Consider the following 21,886-nt stretch of genomic DNA (forward strand, 5'->3'; position numbering starts at 1 on the left):
GTGGCGGCGCGGCATGGCGCCGGGGCGCATCGCGCGCACGCGGCCGATACGCAGTAAACGCTGATTGTAAACGTCTGCGCGAACTGCTCGAAAAAACGAAACGGTCGTTGCACCGATATTACGCGCCGATGACCGGGAATGGCGTTCGCTGCCGCGCACTATCGCGGTTCAAAATCCGTCGATGACGGCATCGACGAGTGCGCGCGGCGTCGCGAAGGTGCCCGTTGCGGCGGCGAGACCGTTCAGGCGTTGATCGACGAGCAGCGACGCCAGTCCGTGCACGTGGCCCCACGCGGACGCCATTTTCACCGCTCGCGCGGCGTCCATCTTGCCGAACGCGCTGGTTCCTTCGGCGGGCTTTTCGGACGACGCGTGATCGAACACGCCCGCCAGTCCGCCCGCCGACATCCGCCGCGCTTCGACGAGCGACGGCCTGTTCGTATCGAGCAATTCGTTGCGCGACATGAGCCGGAAGAGATCGGGATTCTCGACGGCGAAATCGATATAACCATGCGCAATCGCGCGTTGACGCTCCGCGCTGCCGCCGGCCGCCGCCGCGCGCTTCGCCATCGCGTGCGCGAGCCGGCGATGTCCGCTCGCAGCGAGTTCGCTGAGCACGCCGGCCGTATCGCCGAAATGATGCTGAGGCGCCGTGTGCGAGACGCCCGCTTCCCGCGCGATCGCGCGCAGCGTGAGACCGCGAAGGCCGTCGCGCCGAAGGACGGTTTCGGCGGCGGCGAGCAGCGCATCGGGCAACGAACCGTGATGGTACGGATGCGGCGCGGTCGTCTTCGTCGACGGACGGCCGCGCTTGCGGGCAACGGTGGTGTTCTGCATAGGAATGGGAATGCGTCGATCGATCAATCTTTACAATGTAAATTTATGTTGACGCAGCGACGCGAGAAAGTCAAAATCTTTCCAACGTAAAGATTGATCGGCGGGACGAAGTCAGAAGCCGGCGAACCTTAACTAACGCATCATCTCTGGAGAACGAACATGTCTTTCGCAGCGATTTTGTCGGGCACGCCGGTGTACGTGTGGGTGCTGTTGGCCGTCCTCGTTTCGCGCGGCCTCAAGGCGATGAAAGGCGGCACCGCGCCGCTTTCGAAGCTGGCCATCGTGCCGGCGGTATTTGCGGGCTGGGGCTTGCTGCATATCGTCACGGGACCGGCTGCCGGCGTGGAAAGCGCGCTGATGTGGTTCGTGGGCGGGCTGCTCGGGATCGGCGTCGGCGTGGTCCAGGCGAAGGCGAGCGGACTGAGCGTCGATCGCGCGGCGCGCACCGTCACGCTGCCGGGATCGGTCGTGCCGCTTGCGCTGATTCTGGTGACGTTCGCGTCGAAGTTCTGGATCGGCTTCGAGCTTGCGACGAGCGGACCGGTCGGCATCGATTCGACTTTCGTCGTGCTTAACGCGCTGGTGTCGGGCGTGGTCGCGGGGATTTTCGCGGGGCGCTTCCTGATCTACTGGATGGCGCTGCGTCCCGCCGATGCACCGGCGCTCGAACGCGTGTGACCGGCGATCAGCGACAAAAAAGCCGTGAGACCGGTAACGGCTTCACGGCTTCATCGTTGGCATTGTTGTTTATTGCGGCTGGATGTTCGCGGCTTGCAGGCCCTTCGGGCCTTGGCGCACTTCGAACAACACCTTCTGATTTTCCTGCAGCGACTTGTAGCCGTCCGCGCGAATCTCCGAGAAATGCGCGAACACGTCGGGCGTGCCGTCATCCGGCTTGATGAAGCCGAAACCCTTGGTGTCGTTGAACCATTTCACAGTGCCAGTTGCCATTGTTTCCTCTTCTTCTACAGCGTTGAGCGAGGTTCGTCCTCGCGTGGTGGTTGGGTTTTCCGTGCGCAAGCGGGTCAGGCCAGCGCGGCCTCTTCGGGCATTTCGTCGAGCAGCGTCGCGAGCTGGCTTTCGGTGTCGCGTCCGCTGAATTCGCGCAAGGTCGCGAGCAGCGTGCGCCACGGCGCGGGCCAGCGCGTTTCGCGCACGCATCGGCCAGTGGCGGCGTTGGTGATGCGGAGCAGGGTGGTGTCGGGATAGTAGGTCAGGGTGACGGGCATTCCGTCGAGAACGCAGGTAGCGGTACAGGCTTTCGGTTTGAACATGCTTTTTTAGTTGGTCAATGTTGATCGCTGTCATTCAGCGGTGCGTCGTCTTGAGCAACGCGCGTGCCTGACCGGTCGCCGTTGGCTTGCCAATCGACGGAACTCGAAAGATTAGGCCGCACGTTCGAATACGATATTGCCAACTTAGGCATTAATTGACTGAAGATAGCGTTTTATACTGCGACGCTCACATTCGGGAGTTTTTCGATGTTCGTCGCATTTCTTCTTCTCTTTCCTGTCGGCGTCGCTGCGATTTTTGCCCTTGCCATGTTCGCCGATAAGGTTCTCCACGACACACGCATGCCGAAATCAGCCGCAGACGCCGCGCCGGAAGCGGAACGTCGCGTCAAACTTCGACGCCGCTGAACGCGCGATCCGCTTTCGCTATCGAACGATTGCCCTTTCGAATTGTTGCGCTATTGCCGCCGGTCTATAGTGCCTGTCACGGCACGAAGCCGACGCAAAACAACGATCAGGAGACAGGCATGAACCGTATCGATCTGGCAGGGCGCAGTGTCGTCATCACCGGCGGCGCGCGGGGCATCGGGCTCGCGGTGGCCGAGCGTGCGCTGGCGTCGGGCGCGAACGTCGCGCTCTGGGACGTCGATGCGGAACGCCTGCAGCGCACGAGCGATGAACTCGCGTCGAAGCACCGCGAGTGCATCGTCAGCGACGCGGTCGTCGAACTGACCGACGAAGCGTCCGTCGAAGCCGCCGTGCAGAAGACGCTCGCCGCGCACGGCAAGATCGATGTGCTCGTGAACAACGCGGGCATCACCGGCGGAAACGGCACGACGTGGGAGCTTGCACCCGACGTGTGGCGGCGCGTGATCGACGTCAATCTCATCGGCCCGTATCTGACGTGCCGCGCGGTCGTGCCGCACATGCTGAAGTCGGGGTACGGACGCATCGTCAATATCGCGTCGATCGCGGGCAAAGAGGGCAATCCGAACGCCTCGCACTACAGCGCGTCGAAGGCGGGGCTGATCGGGCTTACGAAATCGCTCGGCAAGGAACTCGCGGGCAAGAACATTCTCGTCAACGCGGTCACGCCGGCCGCCGCCAAAACCGAAATCTTCGATTCGATGTCGCAGCAGCACATCGACTACATGCTCTCCAAAATTCCGATGAACCGTTTCCTCATGCCCGAGGAAGCGGCGTCGCTCATTCTGTGGCTCTCGTCCGAGGACTGCGCGTTCAGCACGGGCGCGGTGTTCGACTTGTCGGGCGGACGCGCGACTTACTGATCCGCACGTCTCACCGGAGAGAGACATGGAAGATTCCGCACGCGCGGAAGGCGCCGTCACGTCGCGCGTGATGCGCCGTCTGCTGCCGTTCCTGCTGCTCATGTACGTGCTCGCGTTTCTGGACCGCGCGAATATCGGCTTCGCGCAGAAGGCGCTGCAACAGGACACCGGGCTCACGAACGCCGCGTTCGCGTTCGGCGCGGGCGTGTTCTTCGTCGGCTACGCGATCTTCGAAGTGCCGAGCAACCTGCTGCTGCATCGCGTGGGCGCGAAGCTGTGGATGTGCCGCATCATGGTCACGTGGGGCATCGTGTCGGCGGCGATGGCCTTCGCGCATTCCGAGACCACGTTCTATCTGCTGCGTTTTCTGCTGGGCGTGGCGGAGGCGGGCTTCTTTCCCGGCATCGTCTATTACCTGACGCGCTGGTTTCCGCAGGCGTCGCGCGCGCGGGCGCTGGGCGTCTTCTACTTCGGCGCGCCGCTCGCGTTCATTTTCGGCGCGCCGCTGTCCGGGCTGCTGCTCGATCTGCACGGCATGTCCGGTCTCAAAGGCTGGCAGTGGCTGTTTCTCGTGGAAGGCTTGCTTGCGTCGATCGTCGGCGCGTGGGCGTTCTGGTATCTCGACGACGATCCCGCCCGCGCCCGCTGGCTCACGCCCGATCAACGCGCGTGGCTCGCCGCGCGCCTGCATGACGATGCGCGCGCCGCGTCGTCGCACGGACCGCGCAGCGTGCTCGCCGCGCTCGTCGATCCGCGCGTGCTCGTGCTCTGCTGCGTGTACTTCTTGATTCAAGCAGCCGTGTATGGCGTCGTGTTCTATCTGCCGCAGCAGGTGTCGGCGCTGCTCGGCACCAAAGTCGGCTTTCGCGTCGGGCTCGTGACCGCGCTGCCGTGGATCGCGGCGGTCGTCGTCACGTGGATCGTGCCGCGTTATGCGGATCGAACGTCGAAGCATCGCGCGTGCGCCGTCGCGCTGCTCGCGATGTCGGGCGTGGCGATCGCGGTGTCCGGCATCGCGGGCGCGCCGGTCGTTTCGCTGATCGCGCTGTGTTGCGCGGCCAGCGGATTCATCGCCGCACAGCCGCTTTTCTGGACCTTCCCGACGCGCTATCTCACGGGCGCCGCTGCTGCCGCCGGCATCGCGCTCATCAATTCGCTCGGCGGACTCGGCGGATTCTTCGCGCCGATGGCCCGCACCGCCGCCGAAGCCGCATTCCATTCGACGAGCGCCGGTCTCGCCGTGCTCGGCGCGGCGAGCGTGCTGGCCGCGCTCGTCATCGTCGCGTTCGTGCGCGTGCCCGGCCGACATCCGGTTCCGGGCGGCGAGGCCGCCAACGCATCCTGATCAAAAGGTACAAGGAGACACAGCATGTCCATGCCGACCATCAAGTACGTGCGCGCCTTCACCGTTCGCGGCGGCGGCGCCGATTATCACGACCAGGGCGCCGATCACTGGATCGACGATCACATCGCCACGCCGATGGCGCGTTACCCGGAGTATCGAAAGAGCCGGCAGTCGTTCGGGCTGAACGTGCTCGGTTCGCTCGTCGTCGAGATCGAAGCGAGCGATGGCACCGTCGGCTTCGCGGTGACGACGGGCGGCGAGATCGGCGCGTTCATCGTCGAAAAGCATCTCGCGCGATTCCTCGAAGGCCAGCGCGTGACGGACATCGAAAAGATGTGGGACCAGATGTTCAACGCGACGCTCTATTACGGGCGCAAGGGCATCGTGCTGAACGCGATTTCCGGTGTCGATCTCGCGTTGTGGGATTTGCTCGCGAAGGTGCGCAAGGAGCCGGTGTTCCAGCTGCTCGGCGGCCCCGTGCGCGACGAGTTGCAGTTCTACGCGACCGGCGCGCGTCCGGATCTCGCGAAGGAAATGGGCTTCATCGGCGGAAAAATGCCGTTGCAGCACGGGCCCGCCGAGGGCGAGGAAGGACTGGCGAAGAACATCGCGAAGCTGGCCGACATGCGCGCGAAAGTCGGCGACGATTTCTGGCTGATGTTCGATTGCTGGATGTCGCTCGATCTGAACTGCGCGAAACGCCTGGCGACCGCCGCGCACGAATACGGCCTCAAGTGGCTCGAAGAAACGCTTCCGCCCGACGACTATTGGGGCTACGCCGAACTGCGCCGCTCGGTGCCGCGCGGCATGATGGTGACGACGGGCGAACACGAAGCGACGCGCTGGGGTTTTCGCATGCTCTTCGAAATGGGCTGCGCGGACCTCGTGCAGCCGGACGTGGGCTGGTGCGGCGGCATCACGGAACTGATCAAGATTTCCGCGCTCGCGGACGCGCATAACGTGCTCGTCGTGCCGCACGGGTCGTCGGTGTACAGCTATCACTTCGTCGTGACGCGCCACAACTCGCCGTTCGCCGAATTTCTGATGATGGCCCCGAAAGCCGATCAGGTCGTGCCGATGTTCACGCCCTTGCTGCTCGACGAACCCGTGCCGGTGAACGGCCGCATGAAGGTGCCGGAGACGCCGGGCTTCGGCGTGCGGCTCAATCCCGAATGCGCGCTGACGCGGCCTTACACCCACTGATCTCACGGACGAGGCTCACATGCTGCTCGAAAACAAGGTCGTGATCGTGACGGGCGGCTCGCGCGGCATCGGCCGGGCGATAGCGCTTGCCAGCGCGCGCGAAGGCGCGGACGTCGCGATCAACTACTGGCGCGACAACGATGAGTCGTACGGCAAGGCATCGGCGGTGGAATCGATCGTCGGCGAAATCGAGGCGCTGGGGCGGCGCGCGATCGCGGTCGAAGGCAACGTCGCCGAGCGCGAGACGGGCATCGAACTCGTGCGGCGCACCGTGGAGGCGTTCGGCCGCGTGGACGTGCTGTCGAGCAACGCGGGCATTTGTCCGTTCCACGCGTTTCTCGACATGCCGCCTTCGGTCTATGAAACGACGGTCGCCGTGAACCTGAACGGCGCGTTCTATGTGACGCAGGCCGCCGCGAACCAGATGAAGTCGCAGGGCGCGGGCGGCGCGATCGTCGCGACGAGTTCGATCAGCGCGCTCGTCGGCGGCGGCATGCAAACGCATTACACGCCGACAAAAGCGGGCGTGCATTCGCTGATGCAGTCGTGCGCGATCGCGCTCGGAGCGTATGGCATCCGCTGCAATTCGGTGATGCCCGGCACCATCGCGACGGATTTGAACGCCGACGATCTGTCGGACGCAGACAAGCGCGCGTACATGGAAAAGCGCATTCCGCTCGGACGACTCGGCGCGCCGGACGATGTCGCGCAATGCGTCGTGTTTCTCGCGTCGGATCGCGCGCGCTATGTGACGGGCGCGTCGCTGCTGGTGGACGGCGGTCTGTTCGTCAACCTGCAGTGAGCGCGAGCGACGCCGCCGAATATTTGCGCAACAGCGCGATGAAGTACTCGGCCGGCTCGCTCAGCGTTTCGGATTTGCGTCGCAAGAGGCCGAAGCCCGACAGGCTCTTGCCGATCTCGATAGGCAATTCGGCGAGCAAGCCCGCGCGCAGGTAATCGCGCACGACGGACTCGGGCAGCATGGCGACGGCGTCGCTGTTCTGCAGCAGTTGCAAGGTCGCGAAGATCGACGCGCATTCGACGATATCGGCGGGCGTTGTAAGTCCCGCGCGCGCCATTTCCTCTTCGAAGAGACCGCGCGCCGGACTCGTGATCGGCTGAAGAATCCACGGCCAGCCGGCGAGCATGTCGAGCGCGAGCGATGTCTTCGCGGCCAGCGGATGCCTCGCGCGCACGACGAGGCGCATCGCTTCGCGCGCGAGCGGTTCGAAGTCGAAGTCGTTGTGTTGCAAAGGCGTGGTCAGGCGGCCGAGCGCGAGATCCACTTCGCGCCGATGCAGCAGTTGCACCACCTGATCGCTCGTTTCGCCGAGGATGCGCACGTTCAGCAGCGGCCGCTCGGACTTGAGTTCGGTGACGGCCATGGCGAGCACGTCGGGCGCGGCGCCCATGATCGCGCCGACGGTCAACTGGCCGTGGCCGCCGCGCCGCTTGTTGTCGAGATCGTCGGCGAAGCGCGTGAGGTCCGCGAGCGAGCGTCGCGCATAAGCGAGCGCGGCGGTGCCGAGCGGCGTCGGATGCATGCCGCGCGCGTTGCGTTCGAAGAGCAGAAAGCCGAACGCTTCTTCGATATCCGCGAGCATGCGGCTCGCGCTTGGCTGCGCGACGTTGACGGTATCGGCGGCCTGATGAAGATTGCGCGTGTCGTCGAGCGCGACGAGCAGCGCCAGATGCTTGAATTTCAGGCGGTTGACGAGCGCCACCTGCGAGACGTTCTGATTCATTTGGCTGTCCGGATGATGCAACGCAACGCAAAGGCCGGAATCGCGCGCGATGTCATTTTGCGATCGGTCGATCCTGCTTTCGGATTGTCGTGTTATCGGTCGGCGAATTATAGTCGCAGCACAACGCGTCTTCACGCACAGTAGGGCGCACAAACATAAGAAGGCGGGCCGCCATGGAGACAGTGGCATATCGCATGACCCTCAAGCCGGGCATGCGCGAGGAATACGAACGGCGCCATCGCGAGATATGGCCCGAACTGGCCGATGCCCTGCGCGCCGCGGGCATCCGCGATTACTGGATCTTTCTCGACGAAGCGAACGGGCATCTCTTCGCCACGTACCGGCGCACGGACGCGCACGCCACGGATGCGTTGCCGCAACTGCCCGTCATGCGCAAATGGTGGGACTACATGGCCGAACTGATGGAGACGCACGCGGACAACGCGCCTGTCGCAGCGCCGCTCGTGCCGGTGTTTCATCTTCCCTGAACGCGCATCGAACGCGAGGAAACCATCATGCAGGTCGTCGATCCGCATATTCATCTGTGGGATCTCTCCACGCATCATTATCCGTGGCTGGCGAATCCGCAGACATCGTTCGTGGGCGATGCGCGCGACTTGCGTCACGACTATCTGATCAGCGATTTCTTGCGCGATACCGGCAGCGTCGCGGTGCTGAAGGTCGTGCATGTCGATGCGAATCACGATCCCGCCGATCCCGTCGAAGAAACGCGCTGGCTGCAAAGCATCGCCGATGGCGAAGGGCGCGGCATGCCGGAAGGCATCGTGGCGGGCGCGGATTTGTCGGCGGACAATGCGCCGCAAGTGCTCGAAGCGCACGCGGCGTTCGCGAATACGCGCGGCATCCGGCAGATTCTCAACGTGCATGACGATCCGTTGTACGACTATGTGGGACGCCACTACATGCACGATCCGCAATGGCGCAAGCATTTCGCGCTGCTCGAACGCTTCGGCTTGTCGTTCGATCTTCAGTTGTATCCCTCGCAGATGCAGGATGCGGCGGCGCTCGCGCGCGAGCATGCGAACACGCAGTTCATCGTGAATCACGCGGGCATGTTCGTGGATCGCGCATCGCCTGCGGGGTATCGCGCGTGGCGTGACGGCATGCGTGCGCTGGCCGCGTGCCCGAACGTCGCGGTGAAGATCAGCGGCCTCGCGATGTTCGATCACGACTGGACCATTGAGAGCTTTCGGCCTTACGTGCTCGAAACCATCGCCACGTTCGGCTGCGATCGCGCGATGTTCGCGTCGAACTTTCCGGTGGACCGGCTGTTCGGCTCTTACACGGCGATATGGAATGCGTATGCGCGCATCGTCGCCGATGCAAGCGACGCCGAAAAGGACGCGCTCTTCGTGCGCAACGCCGAGCGCATCTACCGCATCTAGGAGAACGCGATGACGACGCCACGACTCGAACTGAGACACGCGAGCAAGGCATTCGGACGCGTGCGCGCGCTCGGCGACGGCAGCCTGCAACTGTTCCCCGGCGAAGTGCATGCGCTGCTCGGCGAAAACGGCGCGGGCAAGTCCACGCTCGTGAAGCTGCTCGCGGGCGTGTATCAGCCCGATGCCGGCGAACTGCTCGTCGATGGCGTCGCGCGGCGCTTCGCGAATCCCGCCGAAGCGCGCGATGCGGGCATCGCCGTGATCTATCAGGAGCCGACGCTGTTCGCGGACCTGTCGATCGCGGAGAACATCTACATGGGCCGGCAGCCGCGCGACCGGCTCGGACGTATTCGCTACGACGAGATGCATCGCGAAGTCGATGCGCTGCTCGCGTCGCTCGGCGTGAGTCTGCGCGCGCAGCGGCTCGTGCGCGGGTTGTCTATCGCGGATCAGCAAGTCGTCGAGATCGCGAAGGCGCTGTCGCTCGATGCGAACGTGCTCATCATGGACGAGCCGACCGCCGCGCTTTCGCTGCCCGAAGTCGAGCGCTTATTTGCCATCGTGCGCGCGTTGCGCGAGCGCGATGTCGCGATTCTGTTCATCACGCATCGGCTCGATGAAGTCTTCGCGCTCACGCAACGCATGACGATCATGCGCGACGGCATGAAGGTTCATGACGCGCTGACCGCCGACATGAGCATCGATGCGATCGTGAGCAAGATGGTCGGCCGCGATCTCGACACGTTCTATCCGAAAGCCGATGTCGCGCCCGGCGACGTGCGGCTCGCGGTGCGCAATCTCACGCGCGCGGGCGTGTTCAGGAACGTTTCGTTCGATGTCCGCGCAGGCGAGATCGTCGCGCTCGCGGGACTCGTCGGTGCGGGACGAAGCGAAGTGGCGCGCGCGATCTTCGGCATCGATCCGGTCGATGGCGGCGACGTGAGCATCGCGGGCAAGAAGCTGGATCTGGGCAAGCCGGCGGCGGCAGTGCGCGCGGGCCTCGCGCTCGTGCCCGAAGACCGCCGCGCGCAAGGACTCGCGATGGAGCTGTCGATCGCGCGCAATGCATCGCTGACCGTGCTCGGCCGGTTGATGCGGCACGGCCTCATCTCGTCGCGCAGCGAATCGGCGCTTGCAAGCGATTGGGGTCAGCGCCTTCGCCTCAAGGCCAGCGATCTCGATGCGCCCGTCGGCACGCTATCGGGCGGCAATCAGCAGAAGGTGGTGCTCGGCAAATGGCTCGCGACGAATCCGAAAGTGCTCATCATCGACGAACCGACGCGCGGCATCGACGTGGGCGCGAAAGCGGAGGTGTATCGCACGCTGGCCGAACTCGTGAAGGAGGGAATGGCCGTGTTGATGATTTCGAGCGAGCTGCCTGAAGTGCTCGGCATGGCGGATCGCGTGCTCGTGATGCACGAAGGCCGCATCAGCGCGGACATTCCCCGCGCCGAAGCGAACGAGGAACGGGTGATGAGCGCGGCTCTGGGCGCGTCGCCTCAAGCGCTGGGACGTGCAGCATGATGACCCGACATTCCCCGACCTTGCCCGCGATGCAGACCGCGCAGCCCAAACGCGACAGCCTCGCCGTTTCCATTGCGAAGAGCCGCGAACTGACGTTGTTCATCGTGCTGCTCATGCTCGTCGGCGCGACGGCGGCCGTGAAGCCCGACTTCCTCAATCTGCAAAATCTGCGCGACGTGTTGCTCAATGTCTCGATCATCGGCTTGCTGACGGCGGGCATGACGATCGTGATGTTGATGCGGCATATCGATCTCTCGGTGGCGTCCATCGTCGGCGTGAGCGCGTATGCGGTCGGCAGCCTCTTTGTCATGTTCCCGCACATGCCCGTGATCGTCGCGATGTTCGCGGGCATCGGCATCGGCTTTACCGTCGGCGCGGTGAACGGCGCGCTCGTCACGTTCGGACGCGTGCCTTCGCTCGTGGCCACGTTATCGACGCTCTACATCGTGCGCGGCGCGGATTACGCGTGGGTCCACGGCGGGCAGATCAACGCGACGAGCCTGCCCGATGCCTTCGCCGCCATCGCCACCGGCTCGGTGCTCGGCGTGCCGAATCTCGTGTTGATCGCGCTCGTGGTGCTGATCGCGCTGTCGGTGTATCTGAAGCAGTATCGCGGCGGACGCGAGCACTATGCGATCGGCTCGAATCCCGAAGCCGCGCGGCTCGCGGGCATACGCGTGGATCGTCGCGTGATGATCGGCTTCCTGTTGTCAGGCGCGATCGCGGGACTCGCGGGCGTGTTGTGGCTCGCGCGCTTCGGCACCGTCGATGCCAGCACGGCCAAAGGCATCGAACTGCAAGTGGTCGCGGCGGCGGTGGTGGGCAGCGTCGCGATCACGGGCGGCGTCGGCACCATCGCGGGCGCGACGCTCGGCGCGCTCGTGCTCGGCGTCATCAATATCGCGCTGGTCGTGTTGCGCGTGTCGCCGTTCTGGCAACAGGCCATTCAAGGCGCGCTGATCGTCGCGGCGATCACGCTCGATACCTTGCTCGCGCGTTCCGTCGCGCGCCGCATGATGAGGAAACGCGATCATGGCTAAGCCCGATTCCGCTTTGTCCACGGCGAGACGTCGGCATTTGCAATGGGAAGCGATGCTCGTCATCGTGCTCGCCGTCTCGCTCGTGGCGGGCCGCGCACTGTCGCCGATGTTCCTGTCGTCCGCGAATCTATCGAACATGCTCGCGGACTTCACCGAGATCGCGCTGATCGCGTTGCCCATGACGCTCGTGATCGTCGCGGCGGAGATCGACTTGTCGGTGGCGTCGGTGCTCGGTGCATCGAGCGCATTGATGGGCCTGTTGTGGCACATGCACTTGCCGATGCCGTTCGTCATTCTAAGTGTTTTGGCGTTCGGCACGCTCGCGGGGCTGCTCAACGGACTCGTGATCGTGCGCTTCGGCTTGCCGTCGCTGGCCGTCACCATCGGCACGCTCGCGTTGTTTCGCGGGCTGGCTTACGTGCTGCTCGGCGATCAGGCCATCGCGGATTTTCCCGCGTCGTACACGGCGTTCGGCATCGATACCGTCGCCAACACGTTCCTGCCGATGCCGTTCGTGCTCGTCATCGCGGGCGCGGTCATCTTCACCGTGCTGCTGCAAGCGACGCCCTTCGGCCGCAGCCTCTATGCGATCGGCGCGAACCCGACCGCCGCGCAGTTCTCGGGCATCGACGTGGCGAAGACGAAGCTCAAGCTCTTCATGATGTCCGGCGCGATGGCCGCGCTCGCGGGCATCGTCTATACGCTGCGCTTCACGAGCGCACGCGGCGACAACGGCGAAGGCTTCGAGCTGTCCGTGATCGCGGCGGTGCTGTTCGGCGGCGTGAGCATCTTCGGCGGACGCGGCTCGATGATCGGCGTGCTGCTGTCGCTCGTCATCATCGGCGTGCTGCGCAATGCGCTGACGCTCGCGGATGTATCGAGCGAAACGCTCACCATCGTGACCGGCGCGCTCTTGCTTTCTTCCGTGCTGATTCCGAATCTCGTCGCGCGCTGGCGGGCGGCGCGCGAGAAGCGCCTGATGGCGCAAGCCCGTTGATAACCAGCGCATCTCGCGCATAGACAGGAGACTTGACGACATGAAGACACCGTATCGACTCATGCGCGCGCCGATTCTCGCGGCGGCGCTGCTCGCGGCCAGCGTCGCGTTTACGGCGAGCGCCGCCGAAGTGAAGAGCGGCCTCAAGATCGCGTTCCTGCCGAAGCAGATCAACAATCCGTACGAAGTCATCGCCGACGATGGCGGCATGGCCGCGATCAAGGAGTTCAAGGGCGAGGGCAAGGTCGTGGGGCCATCGGATGCGGGGGCGTCGTCGCAAGTGAGCTATATCAACACGCTCATCACGCAGCGCCAGAACGCGATCGTGATCGCGGCCAACGACGCGAACGCCGTCGTGCCGTATCTCAAGAAAGCGATGTCGCAAGGCATCAAGGTCGTCACGTTCGATTCCGACACCGCGCCCGACGGACGCCAGATCTTCGTCAATCAGGCCGATTCGGAAGCGATCGGACGCGGCCAGATTCAACTGCTGTCGAAGCTCGTCGGCGGCGAAGGCGAGATCGCGATTCTCTCGGCCACGCCCAACGCGACGAATCAGAACACCTGGATCAAATGGATGCAGGAGGAATTGAAGAAGCCGGAATATTCGAAGCTCAAGCTCGTGAAGATCGCCTACGGCAACGACGACGACCAGAAATCCTTCGTCGAAACGCAGGGCTTGCTGCAGGCGTATCCGAACCTGAAGGGCATCGTCGCGCCGACATCGGTGGGCATCGCGGCGGCGGCGCGCTATATCTCGACATCGCCCGCGAAGGGCAAGGTCGTGGTCACCGGTCTCGGCACGCCAAACCAGATGCGCGCGTTCGTGAAGAACGGCACCGTCACCGCGTTCCAGTTGTGGGATCCGGGTCAGTTGGGTTATCTGGCCGCGTTCGCGGCGGCGAATCTCGCGTCGGGGACGATCACGGGCAAGGAAGGCGATTCCTTCGATGCGGGCAAGCTCGGCAAGCGCACCGTCGGCAAGAGCGGCGAAGTGATTCTCGGCCCGCCGACGACTTTCGATGCGAACAACATCGACCAGTTCAACTTCTGATGCACTGGACGCGGGGCGCTGCGCGGCGCTCCGCGTTTCATCGGCGCGATTTGGACAGCAAATGCCCGAGCCCGAGATTCGTCGCGATCTGCCAGACATAGACGCGCGAGTAGCGCACGCCATAGCGCCGTTCGATGAGTTCGCGCAAACGCGCATTGGTCCACGCATCGCTTTCGAAGCCGTGCTCGCGCGCCGAGCCCTGCAGCGCCGTCGCGATCCAGCCGAGCGCTTCGTGATCCAGCACCGATGCCCGCCCGCCGACGCCCATTTTCGCGAGCGCGTCGAGGCCGCCTTCGGACACGATCGTTTTATAGCGGCGCACCGTCTGCACCGATAGATGCAACTCGTCCGCGACCCGCTCCACCGATGCTCCTTCGAGCAGCATGCGGCCCGCCGTCATGCGCCGCACGACGCTCGGAAGGGAGGCGGAGCGAGTATGCATGGCGCTCGTCCCTCGATGGATCAACGGCCGCGCACGGCGGCTCAGGCGCGATGCCTCGCAGCGCAGTCATCGGCCAGCAGATGCGCCGGCGCAATGGCGATTGCATTTGGGTACATGTCGGCGTCGGGCTCGCGGCGTCCGTGTGCGTTCATGGGTGCTCCTCACGACCGGGAAGGGCGTTTTGTCGCTCTCAGGCGGCGACTCAACGAGGTCGATACGCGGCGAGCCAAAGCCAGCCGGCTACAGGAACGACCAATAAACCGTTTCCGGCACGATGGCGATGCATCGCTGAAAATTTTTGAGCTTGATAATTAGCAGCGAATTGCCTATGAAACGACGCGCCCGCGCTACGCGATGCGTAACGCCGCGCGAATTGATTTCGCGCGTTTCACGAATGACGTTGCGCGCACGCAGCCGCGCGCCTGGGCGTTGCCGTCCACGCGCGCGCGCAGCCTTGGAGCCAGGGCTTCAGACGCGATAAAACTCGATGTCCTGTCCCGCATGCACCGCGCGCTTGAGCCATTCCGGCATGTCGCCGACGCCGTCCCACGTATCGCCGCTGGCATTGCGAAACACCGGCTGGTCGCCATGGGCTTGCGGCAGGGACGGGAGTTGCGGCATCGCCCGTTTCGGCTTTATCGCGCCGTTTGCTCCGTTGGTCTTCGTGAGCATGGGCGGCGGGGGAGCCTCCGACACTTCGGCTAATGCTTCGGCCAATGCGCTTTCGGTGATGCCGAATTCGGCCATGCGGCTGCGCAAATACGCAATGATGCTATCTCGCTTTCTTTCGTCCACGGCTTTCCTGATTCAGCTTTTTGATTTACAGATGACGAACCGATGCCCCGCGCGGACCGGGGCGGTTCGAAGACTTGAGTTTGTGTTTATACAAGCGTGGCGCAGTGCCTGCCGCGCGTCAATTAGTGTATTTACCGCAGGTCGGGTTTAATCCGCTAGTCTCGTTGCTCATATAGCCGGCATCGAGCGGATTGCGGATAAACGCCCGTTCAGGGATCGCATGACGGACGCGCGACAAGGGTGCGCGCGGGAAGTCACGCCGGAAAGCCGAATTCGGCCACGATCCGCGGAACACGAGGCTCGCGCCGCCGCCACTGCCGGACGGCTGAAACCCCGCTTTGAACTCTATTGTATGCTGCGCGCGGCAACTATTAAAAAAGTTTTAACGCGAATGCTGCTCTCCCGGTAATTCCGCACCGTGCGCGCGAATGGCCGCAATCAGTTCGGCGGGGGTAATCTCATAACGCACTTCACGATGAATACCGGGTTTGCGCTCGTCGATTTCGATCAGCAGGACGGCCTTGCCGTCGGCGGCGGGTTCGAGCCGCAGCGAGCGCACTTCCTGGCCGCTCGCTTCATCGTGTTCCGTCAGGAGCGTCATGGCCCCGGTGGCAGCGCTTCTCGGCATCGACATTCTTCCTCTCCCTCTTGCAACGTCGTTGTTGTTGTCCGCCGCGTCGCCGGCCGCGCGCACCAAAAAGCGTACGCGTTCGAATGGGCGATGCGTGGCGGGTAGAGCAGACGCGAAGCGCCGCGCGCAATGCTTCGCGCCGCCGCTCCGGTATCTCATTATTGCCTGTCAAAAGCGCGCGCGTCCAGCACGGGCGGCTGGCGGGCGTGCCGGGCGTGGCGCGGACGTGCGGCTAGGCGTTTGTGCCGATGGCGTCGCGCGCTTGTGCCGTGATCTCGAAGGAGCGCAGGCGCGCCTGATGATCGAAAATCTGCGCGGTCACGATGAGTTCGTCGGCCCGCGTCTGGTCGATGACCGAGCGCAGCCCCGCTTCGACATCCGCGCGATTGCCGACGACCGAGCACGCGAGCGAATGCTCGACGCCCGCGCGCTCGGCCGGCGTCCACGCGATCGACTCGACGGGCGGCGGCAGTTGCCCGGGCGTGCCGCGCCGCAGATTGATGAACTGCTGTTCGAGCGACGTGAACAGGAAGCGCGCTTCCTCGGTGGTATCGGCGGCGAAGACGTTGACGCCGACCATCGCGTAGGGCTTTTTCAGCGTCGCCGAAGGACGGAACTGCGAGCGATACACGTCCAGCGCGGTCAGCAGATAATCCGGCGCGAAATGCGATGCGAACGCGAACGGCAGCCCGAGCGCGGCCGCGAGCTGCGCGGAGAACAGCGACGAGCCGAGCAGCCAGATCGGCACGTGCAGACCCGCGCCGGGCACTGCGCGCACGCGCTGGCCTTCGACGGGATCGGCGAAAAAGCGTTGCAGTTCGACGACATCGTCCGGGAACGAGTCCGCGCTGCCTTGCAGATCGCGGCGCAGCGCGCGGGCGGTGGTCTGGTCGGTGCCGGGCGCGCGGCCTAGCCCCAAATCGATGCGGCCCGGAAACAGCGACGCGAGCGTGCCGAACTGCTCGGCGATCACGAGCGGCGCGTGATTCGGCAGCATGATGCCGCCGGAGCCGACGCGTATCGTTTTGGTGCCCGCCGCGATGTGCCCGATCACCACCGACGTCGCCGCGCTGGCGATGCCCGTCATGTTGTGATGTTCCGCGAGCCAGTAGCGCAGATAGCCCCAGCGTTCGGCGTGCTGGGCGAGATCGAGCGAATGGGCGAAGGCGTCGGCGGCGGTCGAGCCGAGCGGAATGGGCGAAAGGTCGAGCAGCGAGAAGGGGATCATTGCGGATTCTTGGCTTTCGGTGACGCGGCGCTCCGGCGCGCGAATGCGTGCGGAGCGGGCCTCGACGCGGCCACGTATGGGAAAACCCGATTGTGCCGAAAGTCTGAAAAGTCTGCCGGGACGGGAGGATTCGGGGCGGCGGCTCGCCGGAGACGCAGCGATGGCCGCGGCTCTACGCACCGGTCATGGCAACCGGGGACGCATCAGTAAGCATTCCAGATGACAAGCGCGCGATCACGCAAGCCGCGGATACCCCGACTCGATCGCCTCGCGCTCATAGCGATCGATCACCGCGTAATCCGCCTGTGTGAAGCGCAGCAATCCGTTGAGCCGCAGCCGGCGCGCGAACGGCGCGTCATTTGCGGTTGCCTCGGAGAGCGCGGCGGCGAGGGCATCGACGATTTCTGGCGGCACGCGCCGCGACGCGATGAACGGCAACGCAGGCGCGCTCGCCGTCACGCCGATCTCGCGGATGCCCGCCGCCAGCTCCGGCCGATGCGTGCGCACGAACGCGAGCGTGACGCAGTCGATGGCGGCGACGTCGGCGGTGCGATCGACGGCAATCGCCCGCAACGACGCCAGATGCGAGCCGCTTTTCGCGACCGACGCGAAGAATCGCCCGTTCGCTGCAAACGGCGCGACCGCGTGCCGGAAAAGGTTCATGCCGCTGTTGGAATCGTCGTCGTTATAGACCGCGCGCAGGCCGCGGCACGCTTCGAGCGACGCCGCTTCCACCCGCGCGCCCGCCACCAGCACGCTGCGATATCCGCCGTGCTCGCAACCGGGCGCATCGAAATCGGGCGTGGCGACCAGTTGCACGCGCCCGTTCAGCGCATGCAGCAGCGGATAGCCGCAGGTTTGCGAGAGCAATACGTCGTCGCGAAGCCAGAACGCGGTGAGGTCCGCGCCGGGATCGACGATCCGCACGGTGTCGCCGCGCGCAATCAGCCGACCGGACAGGCGCGCGAGGGCGGCATCGAGCCATGCGCGCCAGTCGTCGGCGAGCGCGGGCGCGACGTTGTACATCGGCAAGGCGGCAATCCATTGCATCGGCGGGCGTTCAGGCGGAAGGAGATTGCATCGTACCGATATCGCGGCGAACCGGCCGAATTCGTGCCGATGTCTGCGCCGATGTCTGCGCCGATGTCTGCGCCGATGTCCGCACGTCCGCGTCGCCCGCGAACGGATGCACCGGCGATACAACCTGTGCGAACGCATGCCGCGTCAGCCATTCGCCGTAGCCGCGCACGACGAAGCCGCCGTTGCCCGCGCGATAGTCGTCGCGCCGTTCTTCGTAGACATCGCCGAGCGCGTACCACGGCACGCCCGGCAAGTCGTGATGCACCGCGTGGTAGTTGTTGTTCAGAAAAAGCAGCCGCCACGGCCACGCGGCCTCGTTGATGACCGTCCGTTCGCGTTCGTCGTGAGCCGCGCGATGCTCGTGGAACGATCGCACCGAAGCCAGCGCGAGCGACGCATAGCCGACGCCGAAAATCAGCGCGCGCCACGGAATGCCGCATCGCGTATCGAGCCACCACGCGAGCGCGGCCAGCATCGTCACATGCGCGGCCCAGCTCGCGACGATTCGCCACTGACGCGTCGCGAGCGCCTGCGCGGCCTCGCGCCACGACGCGGCGATCGAGAACCACGGCCCGATCAGCATGCGCCCCGCAGACGTATTGCGCGCGGCGATCGCGGCCCGCAGCAGCGCGCCCGCGTTCGCCCATTGTTCGGGCGTCACGTAATAGCTCTCGGGATCGCGGCCGGGCACGGTGAGATGCGCATCGTCGTGATGACGAAGATGCGAGTCGCGATAAACCGCATACGGAAACCACACCGCCAGCGGCGCGACGCCGAACAACATGTTGATGAACGGCCAGCGCGTCGGATGGCCGTGCAGCAGTTCGTGCTGCAGCGACATGTACCCGCACGAGAGCACCGTCAGCAGGACGAGCGCGACGGGCAATCCGAGCGTGCGCGCGTGGACCGCGACGGCGAACCATCCGCCATGCACGGCGACGATCACGAGCCACGTCGGCCATTCGCTGCGCCAGCGCCACGACGCGCGCCGATCCTGGATTGCATCGCGTTGTGCGTCGTCGAGATAGCGTGGCATGGCGGGCTCTGTGAAGCGGAAGGGCCATGGTAGCCGCGCCGCTTTGCGCACCCAACCAACGAATCCGGCAATGTTTTTCGCGATGCCGGGAAAGCGCCGCTCGCCTGTCTTTCGCGCTTTGCAAATGTTGACAAGTGCGCCGCACGACCGTGCTATACCTTTCGCGCTTTTACAAGTGCATCCGAAAACGTGCCGGCATCGGTCGATGCTTAGACATGCCAACAGGATGCAGTCGAGGCGCACGGCAATGTCGCCGCGACGCCGATTTCATGAGCTGCAAGGAGAAAGAGTTGAAGAAGCTGATGGCTATGGGCGCCTTAGTGGCTGCCGTTTCCGTGCTGACGGGCTGTTCCAGTCTGGACCGCACGAAGGAAGAGTCGTTGAACCAGGCGGCGGGAATCGAGGTGACGGAGACGCCGCAAGGCGTGGGCGTGCGCCTGCCGGAGAAGGTGCTGTTCGACTTCGACAAGGCCACGCTGCGCGCGGATTCCGGTCCCGCCATCGCGCGGTCGGCCGTGCTGATCATGCGCAGCAAGAAGCCCGTGCTGGTGGAAGGGCATACCGACAACATCGGCGAGCGCGACTACAACATGAAGCTCTCGCAGGCGCGCGCCGAAGTCGTCGCGCGAGCGCTCGCCGACAAGGGCGTGCCGGCGTCGCGTGTCAACTACAAGGGCTTCGCGTTCGACCGTCCCGTCGCGAGCAACGATACCGACGAAGGCCGCGCGCGCAATCGTCGCACGGAGATCGTGATCATCGGCGAATCGGTCGATACGATCATGGGCAAGTAAGTCCGCTTCCGCCGTTCGTTCGGGCAATCGCCCGGCCGTCGCATGCATCGCGTCGGCCGGGCGATGTCGCTTCAGGCCGGGGAATATTGGCTCAGGGTCGAAGCACGGTATCCTTTGACGCTTTGTGACCCTTTGTCCCTCCGTGACGTCTGCGCACACATGGCCCGACCTTCCGAACCCGGCACCGCGTCACCTCTGGCTCTCATGCTTCCGCGCCGGTCCACGCGCCTTTTAGCCGGGCTCGTCGCGTTCAATATCGTCGCCTGGGTCTGGGCGCTGATCGCGTTTCGTCACTATCCGTTGATTCTCGGCACGTCGCTGCTCGCGTATTCGCTCGGGCTTCGCCATGCCGTCGATGCCGACCACATCGCCGCCATCGATAACGTCACGCGCAAGCTGATGCAGCAGGGCAAGCGGCCGATCGCCGTCGGCATCTTCTTTTCGCTCGGGCATTCGACGGTCGTCGTGCTCGCGACCGCCGTCATCGCCGCGACAGCCGCCGCCGTGCAGGGACGCTTCCTCGCGTTTCGCGAGATCGGCGGGCTGATCGGCACGTCGGTGTCGGCGCTCTTTCTGTTCGCCATCGCGGCGATGAATCTCTTCGTGTTGCGCGGCGTATGGCGCGCATTCCGGCGCGTGCGGCGCGGCGACGCCATCCGCGATGAAGACGCGGACATGCTGATCGTCGGCGGCGGGCCGCTCGCGCGCATCGCCCGGCCGCTTTTCGGGTTCATCGGCAAAAGCTGGCACATGTATCCGCTCGGCTTTCTGTTCGGCCTCGGTTTCGATACGGCCACCGAAATCGGCCTGATGGGCATTGCGGCGTCGGAAGCGGCGCGCGGCATGCCGGTCTGGTCGATCCTCGTGTTTCCCGTGCTCTTCACGGCGGGCATGTCGCTCATCGATACCGCCGACAGCATGCTGATGCTCGGCGCATACGGCTGGGCCTTCATGAAGCCGGTGCGCAAGCTCTACTACAACCTGACGGTCACGCTGATCTCGGTGGTGATCGCGGTGTTCGTGGGCGGCGTCGAGGCGCTCGGGCTGATCGCGGACCGGCTGCAACTGAAGGGCGGGCTGTGGGACATCGCTTCGATGCTCTCCGAGCACTTCGGCGCGCTCGGCTATGCGATCGTCGGTCTCTTCGCCGCGTGCTGGCTCGCGTCGGCGCTCATCTACAAGTGGCGCGGCTACGATACGCGCGATACCGTCAACGCGCGCTAGTCCGCCGTGTCCTGATTCGCGGGCATCGTTCCTGCTCTGATCGTGCGCCGCCGCTCATCGATTCCCATCGAGCGGCCTTCACGGAGAACGATCATGTCAGAGCAGGACAAGGGGCCATCCGCCGGATCCGAATCACCCAATCTCGACGAAGCCGAGCGCGAACAGGCCGCCGAACATTCGACGCCGCACGCGCTCGTCATTCACGAAATCGTGCGGGAAGAGGGCGAGGCCGCGATGGAGCGGACGTTCGGCGCGCTCATGTGGTCCGCGCTCGCGGCGGGACTCTCGATGGGCTTCTCGTTTCTCGTCCAATCCATTCTGGAAAGCGAGTTGCCGGACACGAGCTGGCGCAGCCTCATCACGAGCTTCGGCTACACGATCGGCTTCGTCTTCGTGATTCTCGGCCGCCAGCAGCTCTTCACCGAAAGCACGCTGACGGCGGTGCTGCCCGTGCTCACGCGGCGCGATTTGACGACGCTCGCCAAGACCTTCCGGCTCTGGACAATCGTGCTGTTCTTCAATCTGATCGGCACGATGATCTTCGCGGGTCTCTTGCAGATTCCCGGCGTGTTCTCGCCCGAAGTCACCGAGGCGCTCGCGAAGGTCGCCAAGGCGCCGCTTTCCGCGAGTTTCGGCGTGACGCTCGTGCGCGCGATGTTCGCCGGCTGGCTCATCGCGCTGATGGTCTGGCTGCTGCCGAGCGCCCGTTCCGCGCGCCTGCTCACCGTCCTGCTCGTGACGTACACCGTGGCCGTGAGCAAGCTGTCGCATGTGATCGCGGGATCGGTGGAATCGGCGTATGCGGTGATGACGGGCGCCGCGAGCGTCTCCGATTACTTCCTCGTGTTCCTCGTGCCGACGTTCATCGGCAACGTGATCGGCGGGGTGTCGCTGGTGGCGATCGTCAATCACGCGGCTATCGCGCCGGAGATCAACGGATCGGCGCAGCGCGCGGACTGAACGCTGCCGGAGCCCGCGCGCTGTCGT

At 64.7% G+C, this 21,886-nt stretch carries 25 protein-coding genes; 15 read left to right on the top strand and 10 right to left on the bottom strand.

What is annotated here, in order from left to right:
* Positions 1-168: 168 nt before the first annotated feature.
* On the bottom strand, positions 169-837 hold the full coding sequence (locus tag NCR39_RS17570) for a TetR/AcrR family transcriptional regulator (RefSeq protein WP_250453345.1): 669 nt from the start codon (positions 835-837) through the stop codon (positions 169-171).
* A 159-nt stretch (positions 838-996) separates the two neighbouring features.
* On the opposite strand from NCR39_RS17570, the gene NCR39_RS17575 reads away from it, so the two are divergent.
* Positions 997-1,515: a DUF6622 family protein gene (locus NCR39_RS17575; RefSeq protein ID WP_250453346.1), complete on the top strand. Its 519-nt coding sequence runs from the start codon at positions 997-999 to the stop codon at positions 1,513-1,515.
* Positions 1,516-1,584: 69 nt separating this feature from the next.
* On the opposite strand, the gene NCR39_RS17580 is transcribed toward NCR39_RS17575, so the two are convergent.
* Positions 1,585-1,788 carry a cold-shock protein gene (locus tag NCR39_RS17580; protein WP_040052162.1) on the bottom strand — a complete coding sequence of 68 codons (204 nt, stop codon included), beginning with the start codon at positions 1,786-1,788 and terminating at the stop codon, positions 1,585-1,587.
* Positions 1,789-1,862: 74 nt separating this feature from the next.
* A complete protein-coding gene (locus NCR39_RS17585; RefSeq protein ID WP_040052163.1) occupies positions 1,863-2,111 on the bottom strand; it encodes a hypothetical protein in 249 nt (82 codons plus the stop codon).
* Between the two features lie 207 nt (positions 2,112-2,318).
* Between NCR39_RS17585 and NCR39_RS17590 the strand changes: the two genes are divergently transcribed.
* The 5 genes from NCR39_RS17590 to lra1 all read left to right on the top strand — a co-directional run bounded on the left by NCR39_RS17590 (position 2,319) and on the right by lra1 (position 6,708).
* Positions 2,319-2,477 carry a hypothetical protein gene (locus NCR39_RS17590; RefSeq protein ID WP_250453347.1) on the top strand — a complete coding sequence of 53 codons (159 nt, stop codon included), beginning with the start codon at positions 2,319-2,321 and terminating at the stop codon, positions 2,475-2,477.
* Between the two features lie 119 nt (positions 2,478-2,596).
* The gene (locus tag NCR39_RS17595; RefSeq protein ID WP_250453348.1) at positions 2,597-3,358 is read left to right on the top strand and encodes an SDR family NAD(P)-dependent oxidoreductase; all 762 of its coding nucleotides are present in this window, start codon (positions 2,597-2,599) and stop codon (positions 3,356-3,358) included.
* A gap of 25 nt (positions 3,359-3,383) precedes the next feature.
* Entirely contained in the window at positions 3,384-4,703 is a 1,320-nt protein-coding gene (locus tag NCR39_RS17600) for an MFS transporter (RefSeq protein WP_250453349.1), read from the top strand.
* A gap of 24 nt (positions 4,704-4,727) precedes the next feature.
* A complete protein-coding gene (gene rhmD / locus NCR39_RS17605; protein ID WP_250453350.1) occupies positions 4,728-5,906 on the top strand; it encodes an L-rhamnonate dehydratase in 1,179 nt (392 codons plus the stop codon).
* Between the two features lie 19 nt (positions 5,907-5,925).
* Positions 5,926-6,708: an L-rhamnose 1-dehydrogenase Lra1 gene (gene lra1, locus NCR39_RS17610; protein ID WP_250453351.1), complete on the top strand. Its 783-nt coding sequence runs from the start codon at positions 5,926-5,928 to the stop codon at positions 6,706-6,708.
* Here lra1 and NCR39_RS17615 read toward each other — a convergent pair.
* Entirely contained in the window at positions 6,695-7,651 is a 957-nt protein-coding gene (locus NCR39_RS17615; RefSeq protein ID WP_250453352.1) for a LysR family transcriptional regulator, read from the bottom strand. The genes lra1 and NCR39_RS17615 overlap by 14 nt on opposite strands.
* Before the next feature lie 173 nt (positions 7,652-7,824).
* Between NCR39_RS17615 and NCR39_RS17620 the strand changes: the two genes are divergently transcribed.
* Genes NCR39_RS17620 through rhaS form a run of 6 tightly spaced genes read left to right on the top strand, consistent with a single transcriptional unit; the run spans position 7,825 to position 13,672 of the window.
* Complete coding sequence (locus tag NCR39_RS17620; protein ID WP_250453353.1) at positions 7,825-8,139, top strand: L-rhamnose mutarotase; 315 nt, start codon at positions 7,825-7,827, stop codon at positions 8,137-8,139.
* Between the two features lie 27 nt (positions 8,140-8,166).
* Entirely contained in the window at positions 8,167-9,057 is an 891-nt protein-coding gene (locus NCR39_RS17625; protein WP_250453354.1) for an amidohydrolase family protein, read from the top strand.
* 9 nt (positions 9,058-9,066) lie between these two features.
* Positions 9,067-10,581: a sugar ABC transporter ATP-binding protein gene (locus tag NCR39_RS17630; RefSeq protein ID WP_250453355.1), complete on the top strand. Its 1,515-nt coding sequence runs from the start codon at positions 9,067-9,069 to the stop codon at positions 10,579-10,581.
* Positions 10,581-11,621: an ABC transporter permease gene (locus tag NCR39_RS17635; protein WP_250453666.1), complete on the top strand. Its 1,041-nt coding sequence runs from the start codon at positions 10,581-10,583 to the stop codon at positions 11,619-11,621. Before NCR39_RS17630 ends, NCR39_RS17635 begins: the two co-directional genes overlap by 1 nt.
* Positions 11,614-12,618, top strand: a complete 1,005-nt coding sequence (locus NCR39_RS17640) for an ABC transporter permease (RefSeq protein ID WP_250453356.1) — start codon at positions 11,614-11,616, stop codon at positions 12,616-12,618. Before NCR39_RS17635 ends, NCR39_RS17640 begins: the two co-directional genes overlap by 8 nt.
* 40 nt (positions 12,619-12,658) lie before the next feature.
* Complete coding sequence (gene rhaS, locus NCR39_RS17645; RefSeq protein ID WP_250453357.1) at positions 12,659-13,672, top strand: rhamnose ABC transporter substrate-binding protein; 1,014 nt, start codon at positions 12,659-12,661, stop codon at positions 13,670-13,672.
* Positions 13,673-13,709: 37 nt separating this feature from the next.
* On the opposite strand, the gene NCR39_RS17650 is transcribed toward rhaS, so the two are convergent.
* The 6 genes from NCR39_RS17650 to NCR39_RS17675 form a co-directional block, all read right to left on the bottom strand.
* Positions 13,710-14,114: a helix-turn-helix domain-containing protein gene (locus NCR39_RS17650; protein WP_250453358.1), complete on the bottom strand. Its 405-nt coding sequence runs from the start codon at positions 14,112-14,114 to the stop codon at positions 13,710-13,712.
* 468 nt (positions 14,115-14,582) lie between these two features.
* On the bottom strand, positions 14,583-14,861 hold the full coding sequence (locus NCR39_RS17655; RefSeq protein ID WP_250453359.1) for an H-NS family nucleoid-associated regulatory protein: 279 nt from the start codon (positions 14,859-14,861) through the stop codon (positions 14,583-14,585).
* Positions 14,862-15,291: 430 nt separating this feature from the next.
* The gene (locus tag NCR39_RS17660) at positions 15,292-15,537 is read right to left on the bottom strand and encodes a hypothetical protein (protein WP_250453360.1); all 246 of its coding nucleotides are present in this window, start codon (positions 15,535-15,537) and stop codon (positions 15,292-15,294) included.
* Positions 15,538-15,772: 235 nt separating this feature from the next.
* Positions 15,773-16,768, bottom strand: coding sequence for a luciferase-like monooxygenase (locus NCR39_RS17665; RefSeq protein ID WP_250453361.1), 996 nt, complete (start codon positions 16,766-16,768; stop codon positions 15,773-15,775).
* A gap of 234 nt (positions 16,769-17,002) precedes the next feature.
* Entirely contained in the window at positions 17,003-17,818 is an 816-nt protein-coding gene (locus NCR39_RS17670) for a phosphate/phosphite/phosphonate ABC transporter substrate-binding protein (protein ID WP_250453362.1), read from the bottom strand.
* A gap of 10 nt (positions 17,819-17,828) precedes the next feature.
* Positions 17,829-18,884, bottom strand: coding sequence for a fatty acid desaturase (locus NCR39_RS17675; protein ID WP_250453363.1), 1,056 nt, complete (start codon positions 18,882-18,884; stop codon positions 17,829-17,831).
* 308 nt (positions 18,885-19,192) lie between these two features.
* Between NCR39_RS17675 and NCR39_RS17680 the strand changes: the two genes are divergently transcribed.
* The 3 genes from NCR39_RS17680 to NCR39_RS17690 all read left to right on the top strand — a co-directional run bounded on the left by NCR39_RS17680 (position 19,193) and on the right by NCR39_RS17690 (position 21,859).
* Complete coding sequence (locus NCR39_RS17680; protein WP_502800233.1) at positions 19,193-19,675, top strand: OmpA family protein; 483 nt, start codon at positions 19,193-19,195, stop codon at positions 19,673-19,675.
* A 159-nt stretch (positions 19,676-19,834) separates the two neighbouring features.
* The gene (locus NCR39_RS17685; protein WP_502800234.1) at positions 19,835-20,899 is read left to right on the top strand and encodes a HoxN/HupN/NixA family nickel/cobalt transporter; all 1,065 of its coding nucleotides are present in this window, start codon (positions 19,835-19,837) and stop codon (positions 20,897-20,899) included.
* A gap of 93 nt (positions 20,900-20,992) precedes the next feature.
* Entirely contained in the window at positions 20,993-21,859 is an 867-nt protein-coding gene (locus tag NCR39_RS17690) for a formate/nitrite transporter family protein (protein ID WP_250453366.1), read from the top strand.
* The last annotated feature ends 27 nt before the right edge of the window (positions 21,860-21,886 follow it).

The organism is Caballeronia sp. ATUFL_M2_KS44 (assembly GCF_023630965.1).
Taxonomy (GTDB): Bacteria; Pseudomonadota; Gammaproteobacteria; order Burkholderiales; family Burkholderiaceae; genus Caballeronia; species Caballeronia concitans.